This is a genomic window from Cupriavidus sp. GW821-FHT02F09, from assembly GCF_059421605.1.
Window position 1 is genome coordinate 68,495 of the sequence record NZ_JBWKVH010000038.1, and the last position, 6,471, is coordinate 74,965.

The following is a 6,471-nucleotide window of genomic DNA, read 5'->3' on the forward strand; positions in this document are numbered from 1 at the left end:
AAGGATATGAAATAGCATAGCACACGACGGCATTTCTTATGTTATCGCATAATTTATGTCAAATTGATATGTCATGGCATGAGTCTGCGCGATCAGGCCGCCTTGCTCTGGTCTGCCGCTTGCCCTGCGGACGCCAGAATGCGGAAGCGGCCCAGTTCATCCGGCGCGCACTTTGCAATCAACCCGGTTTCCCAGGCCAGGTAGGCACGCGCGGCGTCCTTGTTGCCCTCGTGCCGGTCGTGCACGAAAAACAGGTAGTCGATACGCGCTTCCGGCGGCAGCCCCACCGGCTCGGCCGCCTCGGGCAGCCCCGCGGCCTGCCAGGTGCGGTAGCCCTCGGCCAGCCGGTACACGTGGCGATAGCCGGCGGCCAGCAGATCCTGCCCGGCTAGGTTGGCGATGTGCGGCTCGCTCGCGATCAGGATGACCGGCTGGTCGTGGGTGGCGCCAAGGCGCTCGAGCGTGGCGGGCAGGCGCGGGCGGATCGACCAGGTGGCGCCTTCGGCATGGCCGCGGGCGTACTCGGCGCTTTCGCGCAGGTCGATGCGCAGCGCGTCAGGCGCCTGCGCGTGCAGCGCGCGCAGCAGGTTGGCGTCGAGCACCGGCAGGGAGTGGGTGGGCAGGGTGCGCGGCGGCGCGCTCGCCTTGATGGCGGCGTTGACGCCGTGCGCGAGCACGGCGCTCTCATAGCCCAGCTGGTAAAGCCAGCTGGCCACCACCGGTGCGCGCACGCCATCGTCGTCGAACACGATCACGCGGCTGCCGCGCACGCCGATGTACTGGTCGGTGGCCTGCACCAGCTGGCCGCCGGGCGCGTGCCGCGCGCCGCCGATCGAGCCTTGCGCGAATTCCTCGGCAGTGCGGATATCCAGCAGGTAGGTGGTGCGGCTGTCGTCGTCCAGCCACTGCTGCGCCTGCGTGGCCGACAGCGCGGGCAAGCCAGCGCGCTGCAGCAGCCGGGCCGAGCGAGCGCGGGCCTCGGCCAGCTCGCTGGCCGGCGGGGCCGCCGGGTAGCGGCGCTGGCTGCCGTGCTCGAGCGCGTGGTCGGCCAGGTACCATCCCTGCGTGCCGTTCTCCAGCGCCAGCACGGGATTGGGCAGGCCAAGGTTGCGCAGCGTCTGCGCGCCGATGATGCTGCGCGTGCGCCCGGCGCAGTGCACCACCACGGTGGTCTGTGCATCCGGCAGCAGTGTCGCCAGGCGCAGGGCCAGCTCGCCGTTGGGCAGGCTGTGCGCGCCGGGGATGGTCATCTTCTGGTGCTCGGCAAAGGTGCGGCCATCCACCAGCACCAGCGGCTCGCCGCTGTCGCGGCGCGCCACCAGTTCAGCAGCGCTCAGGCGCGGCGTGTGCTGCTGGTGCTCGACCAGTTCGCCAAACGTCTTCGATGGCACGTTGACGCCCTTGAACAAGGTGTAGCCGGCTGCGGCCCACGCCGCTGCGCCCCCCGCCAGCAGCGTGAGATTGCTGTAGCCCAGGCCAGCCAGCCGCTGTGCCGCCAGCTCGGCCACGCCGTCGCCGTCGTCGAACAGCACGATGCGCTCGGCCAGGCGCGGCGCCAGGCGGGCAACATCCAGCTCCAGCCGGCTGTAGGGCAGGGGCACGGCGAAGAAGGGATGGCCCTCGCCATATTGGCCGTGCTCGCGCACGTCGAACAGCGCCAGGGGCTGGCCGTCGTTAAGCCAGCCGCGCAAGGTGACGGCGTCGATGGATTGGGTCATGGCGTGCTCCGCGTGAACAAGGGATGGGGCTGTTGTCTTGGCCGCAATGTCAGGCCGCTGCTTTCTCGCTGCGGTTCATCTGGGTGGCGTTGTAGTTGACGATGCGCCCGGTCTCCAGCTCCACGCCGATGCGCCCCGTCAGCGTTTCGAGTGGACGGCCGTAGAGGTGGAAGTGCAGCGTGGGGGCCTCGCCCACCACGTGGATGCTATGGATGTCCTGCGGCAGGAAGCTGATCGGCGTGCCCGGGCGCACCACCAGCTCGCGCTCCAGTTCGATGCTGGCCCGCTCGGGGTTGCTGCCGTCGTCGGTGCGGCGGTAGACGCGGTTGAGCTCATCGCCTTGCACGGCCACGATGACGACCCACGTGTCATGGTTGTGCGGAATGGTCTTCTTGCCCGGCACGATCGAATTGAGGTAGAGCGCTGGCAACTGGCCTTCTCGGCTCAGCCGATAGCGGGTAGAGGTGGTGGTGCCGTCGCTGGGCGGCGGGAAATCGGCAAAGCCGAACAGGTCCTTCTGGTCGGCCAGCTTCTGCAGGGCGGCGGTGACCTGCCCGAGCGTGGCGCGATCCACCTCGCGCTGTGCCGTCAGTGCGCTGACTTCGGCGAGGGTGGCGGCAATGGCCGCATTGCGCTGGTTTTGCTGATTGGTCTGGTTGGTCTGGGTCGTCATGGGGGGAGATCCTGTTATGAATACGATGCAGTGGCAGGTGGCGGCCGTGCTCCACTCTACGGAGTGCGGGACCCGGGAAGAACTAACAATATCGCCGATGCATATTCGGTTTTGATCTGGTGCAAGGCGACATGAGGCCTGCGGCGTCGCATTGCGCATTGCATCGACTATCGCATCACGCATTGCATGACCAACGGCGGAAAGATTCGTTGCCGCGGCGCGGGGCCGGGTCCTAGAGTAGGCCGCTAGAGGTGAGGGTGTTCACGGCCAAGCCGGGCAACCACCAAGCCGCCGCCCTCCAATGAGAGAACCAGCATGAGCCAACCACTGCACGAACGCCTGCAACCCTATCCCACGGAAAAACTGCAGGCGCTGGCGGCGCAAACGCCCCTGCGCACCAGCCTGCCGCCGATCAGCTTCAGCTGGGGCGAGCCGCAACATGCCACGCCGCACCTGGTTGTGCAGGCGCTGGCGGAACACGCCGGCAGCATCGGCCGCTATCCCAAGGTGGCTGGCAGCGACGCGCTGCGTGAGGCCATTGCCGCCTGGGTCGCGCGCCGCCACGGCGTGGCCGGCCTCGACCCGGCGCGCGAGATCGTGCCCGTCAACGGCGCCAAGGATGGTTTGTTCAGCCTGGCGCAAGTGGTGCTGCGCGCCAACCGGCCGCAGCATGGCGCGCCGGTGGTGCTGGTCAGCAATCCGGGCTATCAGGTCTACGAAGGCGCGGCGCTGCTGGCCGGCGCCGAGCCGTATTACCTCGACATCGACCCCGCGCAAGGGCTGGCCGCCGCGTTCGACGCGGTGCCCGCGCACATCTGGCCGCGCGTGCGGCTGGCCTACCTTTGCTCGCCGGACAACCCTTCTGGCCGCGTCTACGCGCTGCCCGACTGGGAGCACGTGCTGGCGCTGGCCGAGCGGCACGGCTTTCATATCGTGTCGGACGAGTGCTACTCCGAGCTGTACTTCGACGAGGGCGCGCCGCCGCTGGGGGTGCTGGCCGCGGCCCAGGCGCTCGGCCGGGACCGCCAGCGCATCCTGGCCGTGGCCAGCTTGTCCAAGCGCTCCAACGCGCCCGGCCTGCGCTCCGGCTTTGTGGCAGGCGACGCCGATGTGCTGGAGCGCCTGCGCTTGTACCGCAGCTATTGCGGCGGCGTGCTGAGCCCGGCGGTGCAAGGTGCCAGCATCGCAGCCTGGCAGGACGAGGCGCACGTGGTGGAAAACCGCCGTCTATACCGCGAGAAATTCGCCTTCGCCATTCCGCGGCTGCAGCAGGTGGCCCGCCTGGCGCAGCCGCAGGCGGGTTTCTTCGCCTGGCTCGACATCCGCGCCAGCGGGCTCGACGATGTGGCCTTCACGCGCGAACTGCTGGCCGAGCAGAACCTTGCCGTGGTCCCGGGGACCTTCCTGGCACGCACGGTGAATGGCCGCAACCCAGGCGCGGGCCATGTCCGCATCGCCCTGGTGGCCGCCGCCGAGGAATGCGCGCAGGGCGTGGAGCGGCTGGTGGCCTTTGCCCGCGCGCGGCAACCCGCGGCGGCATGATGTCCGCGCCAGGCACGGCATAACGATCTGCGATCTGATTCGTTAGCGCCCGGTGCAACTTCTTTTAGGCTTCAACCTGCCCAGCATTTTCAAGAGCTTCTCGCCATGACCATTACCGACTTGTCCCAGACCTTGGCCGATACTGACGCAAACGCCGACGCCACGGCCGTTGCCGACCACGTAAGCGGCGCTCGCGCCGCGGCGGTCGCCGCCTTCATCGCCCGTGCCCGAGAGATCGTCGGCGGCCACGCCGCCGACAAGACGCCGCTGGCCGCGATCGCCGACGAACTGGTGGCGCTGGCTGGCCAGGCGCATCTGTTCCCGCCGGCGCATTTCCCCGTGGATGCGGCCAGGCCCGCCGCGATCTACCGGCTGGCGGAAGACCCGGACGGTCGCTTCGCCTTGTTCGCCTCGGCTGGCCTGCCGGGCAAGGCACAGCCGCCGCACGACCACACCACCTGGGCGGTGATTGCCGGTGTGCGCGGCGTGGAGCGCAACGTGATCTTTCATCGCAGCCAGGGCAGCAAGCCCGGGCTCGACACGCTGGAGCCGCTGCGCCAGCTCGATGTACAGGCAGGCAATGCCATCACGCTATCGCCCACCGATGTGCATACCATCGAACTGATCGGCGACACGCCTGGCCTGCACCTGCACTTCTACGGCCTCACGCTGCCCCGCCTGAGCGAGCGCGTGAAGTTCGACCCCGCGCCCGAGGGGGGCACGCAATACAGCTACCGCACCTTTGCCGCGCCTGCGCTGATCCGCCATCCGCTGGTGAGCCCGGCCGCGCTCAAGCGCGCCATCGCCCAGGGGGAGGAACTCGCCGTGCTGGACGCGCGGGAAGAGGGTGCTTTCTCGCGTGAGCACCTGTTGTTCGCCGTGCCCGCGCCGCTGGGCCGGCTCGAGACCACGATCGACCGGCTGGTGCCGCGCCGCACCACGCGCATCGTGGTGACGGATCTGGTCGAGGATATCGCCCACGCGGCCGCGGCCAAGCTGCTGCGCTTTGGCTATACCAACGTATCCGTGCTGGAGGGCGGCACGCGTGCCTGGCAGGCCGCTGGCTATGAAATCTTCAGCGGCACCAACGTGCCCAGCAAAGCCTTCGGCGAAGTGATCGAGCACGAGCTGCACACGCCGTGGATCACCGCCGAGGCGCTCAAGCTGCACCAGACGCGTGGCGACAACGTGGTGGTGGTGGACAGCCGCCCCTTCACGGAATTCCAGAACATGAGCATCCCCGGCGCGGTGGACTGCCCGGGGGCTGAGCTGGTCTACCGCATCGGCGAGATCGCACCCGATCCCGAGACGCTGGTGGTGGTCAATTGCGCCGGCCGCACGCGCAGCATCGTGGGCGCGCAGACGTTGATCAACGCCGGCATTCCCAATCGCGTGGTGTCGCTCAAGGACGGCACCATGGCATGGCTGCTGGCCGGCTACCAGCTCGACCACGGCCAGACCCGTTTCGCGCCACAGCCTGGCGAAGCCGCCCAGGCCGCGGCGCGTGAACGGGCCGCCCGCGTGGCGCAGCGCGCTGGCGTGCAACATATCGATGCGGCGCAGCTAGCCGCTTTCGCGCAGCAGGCGGATGACCGCACGCTGTACCGCTTCGACGTCCGCTCGCCCGAGGAATACACCGCAGGCCACCTGCCGGGCTGGCGCAGCGCCCCCGGCGGCCAGCTGGTGCAGGCCACCGACGCCTACGCCGGCACCCGCCGCGCCCGCATCGTGCTGGCCGACTGGGATGGCGTGCGCGCACAGATCACGGCAGCCTGGCTGGCCCAGTTCAGCGGCCACGAGGTCTACCTGTTCCGCCCGGCACCGCTGGCACCGCGCGAATCCGGTCCCGAGCCCGTGCGCGTGCTGCGCGCCTCCGAGGCCGAAGCGCCGTGGATCGAAGCCGCATCGCTGTCCACGCTGCAAGCGCAGGGCGGGGCAACGGTGGTGGACGTGGATAGCAGCCTGGCATTCCGACGCGGCCACCTGCCCGGCGCATGGTTCGCCACGCCGGAGAAGGTCGCGCTGGCGCTGGAGCATGCCAGAGCCGACCACATCATCGTGGTGACCTCCTCCGACGGCGTGCTGGCGCAAGCGGTAGCGGCCGAGTTGCGCCGCACCAGCCAGCGCGACGTACGCGCACTGCTCGGCGGCAACGCACGCTGGCAAGCGCTTGGCCTGCCAACGGAATCCGGCGAGGCCGGCACGGCCGCCGCAGCGCGAATCCTGACCGGCGACGAAGACGCGTGGTACAGCGCCTACGCCTACGAGGATGAAAGCCGCCGGAAGTCCGAGATGCACGCCTACCTGAACTGGGAAATCGGCCTGGTCGATCAACTCGAACGCGACGGTGATTTGCCGGTGCGGCTGGTGGATTACAGCCAGCAGTAGGCGCGAAAGGCATCGCTTCGGCCAGCGCCCGCCCTCTCCCCCGGCCCCTCACACAAGTGGGAGAGGGGAGCCAACTGTAGTGGTCTAATGAACTTGGACACCTCAAAAGGTAGACTTCCCGTCGACTAGAGAGGTGATGATGGCACGCAA

At 68.7% G+C, this 6,471-nt stretch carries 4 protein-coding genes; 2 read left to right on the forward strand and 2 right to left on the reverse strand.

Annotated features, from left to right (window positions below; translation table 11 throughout):
• Nucleotides 1-92 precede the first annotated feature (92 nt).
• Entirely contained in the window at nt 93-1,718 is a 1,626-nt protein-coding gene (locus AC07XB_RS30195) for a rhodanese-like domain-containing protein (protein ID WP_492831123.1), read from the reverse strand.
• A 49-nt stretch (nt 1,719-1,767) separates the two neighbouring features.
• Nucleotides 1,768-2,391 (reverse strand): cysteine dioxygenase family protein, encoded by a 624-nt coding sequence (locus AC07XB_RS30200; RefSeq protein WP_492831124.1) that lies wholly within the window; start codon nt 2,389-2,391, stop codon nt 1,768-1,770.
• A 315-nt stretch (nt 2,392-2,706) separates the two neighbouring features.
• Between AC07XB_RS30200 and dapC the strand changes: the two genes are divergently transcribed.
• Complete coding sequence (gene dapC, locus AC07XB_RS30205; RefSeq protein WP_492813853.1) at nt 2,707-3,933, forward strand: succinyldiaminopimelate transaminase; 1,227 nt, start codon at nt 2,707-2,709, stop codon at nt 3,931-3,933.
• A 105-nt stretch (nt 3,934-4,038) separates the two neighbouring features.
• Nucleotides 4,039-6,321, forward strand: coding sequence for a rhodanese-like domain-containing protein (locus AC07XB_RS30210; protein ID WP_492831125.1), 2,283 nt, complete (start codon nt 4,039-4,041; stop codon nt 6,319-6,321).
• Nucleotides 6,322-6,471 lie beyond the last annotated feature (150 nt).

Excerpts from the sequence above, each read along its gene's own strand:
- AC07XB_RS30195 (WP_492831123.1), bottom strand. The coding sequence starts at position 1,718 with ATGACCCAATCCATCGACGCCGTCACCTTGCGCGGCTGGCTTAACGAC.
- AC07XB_RS30200 (WP_492831124.1), bottom strand. The coding sequence starts at position 2,391 with ATGACGACCCAGACCAACCAGACCAATCAGCAAAACCAGCGCAATGCG.
- dapC (WP_492813853.1), top strand. The coding sequence starts at position 2,707 with ATGAGCCAACCACTGCACGAACGCCTGCAACCCTATCCCACGGAAAAA.
- AC07XB_RS30210 (WP_492831125.1), top strand. The coding sequence starts at position 4,039 with ATGACCATTACCGACTTGTCCCAGACCTTGGCCGATACTGACGCAAAC.